At 32.5% G+C, this 1549-nt stretch carries 1 protein-coding gene and 1 pseudogene; one reads left to right on the forward strand and one right to left on the reverse strand.

Going from position 1 to position 1549, the window contains the following annotated elements; all coding sequences use genetic code 11:
- Positions 1-552: 552 nt before the first annotated feature.
- Positions 553-681, reverse strand: a pseudogene (locus tag H280_RS25970) (phosphoribulokinase); the annotation flags it as partial.
- A 252-nt stretch (positions 682-933) separates the two neighbouring features.
- Between H280_RS25970 and H280_RS0122850 the strand changes: the two are divergent.
- Complete coding sequence (locus H280_RS0122850) at positions 934-1356, forward strand: YfmQ family protein (RefSeq protein ID WP_020063409.1); 423 nt, start codon at positions 934-936, stop codon at positions 1354-1356.
- Positions 1357-1549 lie beyond the last annotated feature (193 nt).

Consider the following 1549-nt stretch of genomic DNA (forward strand, 5'->3'; position numbering starts at 1 on the left):
TCATAAATAAAAATTGACGTTTCACGTTGTTTGTTTCGTTCAGTTTTCAAAGAACTTGTTCGTCGCCTCATTGCGACTTCCTTATGTTAACATCTCAGTCATTCGATGTCAACTAAGTTTTTCATCTTGTTTATCGTGGTTACTTTGTTTCACCAGCGACTCGTATAATATTACACTCATATTCAATAATAGTCAATGCCTTTTTTACGGTTATTTAAGGATAACAAAATACACCTATTAAGTTAACCATGAGGAGGTCGATTCCTTCTTACATACTTCCTCATATATCGGCGTTTTTCACGAAATAAATACCCTCCAACAATGTTCGACATGCTAGATGCTGTAAAGTAATGAAAATAAATCCTCATGATAAACATACCAAATAAAGTATTTGCATTTAAACTCCATAAAACTCAAATGTATTTTTTCTAGATATATTGCTTCATCGGAATTTTTAATAATAATATTAAAATGTTGACTGTATGGATGCATAAACACTTCGTACGAACTAACAATGTATGGATCCGTATTAATATAATTCACTTCATTTTAATTGTGTTGATTTACGAGCATATTAGCAAACATTGTTTTTCCAGCAGCACCATGGTCCAAAATGCCAATAACAATTTGTTCATCAGCCATACTAACCCGGTTTATGATTTCTTGTAATAACTTATCCAGCCTTCTCCCCCTTTTACATGACTTTATTATTCACGAACAGCTGCACTAAAACGCATGAAAGTCATTTCTATTACATTTTAATAAAGTTCACATAATATACACAAACCAACAAACTACCCTATGATAAAATGGAAATTATCAACAGTTAATAAACAGTGGACCATTATGGTCTATTTTTACATGTCTATCAGCTGATTACCACTATAAGTAATGTAATAATCTTATTTAAAAATGTAATGGAGATGATAAAATATGACAACTTGGTTTATAGTGTCATTGGTTATTGTGTTTACTCTTAAATTACTAGTAACGTCTCTTCCAAATTCTGTTGTAGAATCGTTTGTCAGCAAATTTGAATTACATCCAAAACTCGATGATACGAGTGCCACTGTAACGATCGACGGACAACCTTTAGAAGGCGAAGAGAAAATTCAAGTTATTAATCATTTTAACCAAGCACTATTTTTAGAGAAATATTATTTTCCTCCACAGAGTAGTGGAACGCCATTGGTCATTAATACTAAGAAAGGCAAAAACGATGTTAGTTTTTCGATATACAGTTACAACGATCACGTTGATGTGATCAAACAGTATAAGAAAAAGATAGTTGCATATAGCCTCCGTTCCGACAGCCTTCAAAAACGTTCTATGTTAGTAACGGGAGATGTAGTTTAAAAAGATCGTCGAAGAGGCGATCTTTTTTTATAGATAGGCTTTGTTAATTATATTGTTAATAGTTGCGATATAATCAATAAAATTCTACTACATAAATCCAAGTTGACTTTTTAACATCTAAGTCGCTGCTATGCAGAACAAAACATGGCCGCTACTTGCTTTCTACCTTTGTTTTAAACTTTGCACGTGGCAG

This window comes from Bacillus sp. 123MFChir2 (assembly GCF_000383235.1).
In the GTDB taxonomy this organism is placed as follows: Bacteria; Bacillota; Bacilli; order Bacillales; family Bacillaceae_G; genus Bacillus_A.

What these genes read in the sequence shown, in the direction of transcription:
- H280_RS0122850 (WP_020063409.1), top strand. Translation starts at nt 934, where the DNA reads ATGACAACTTGGTTTATAGTGTCATTGGTTATTGTGTTTACTCTTAAA.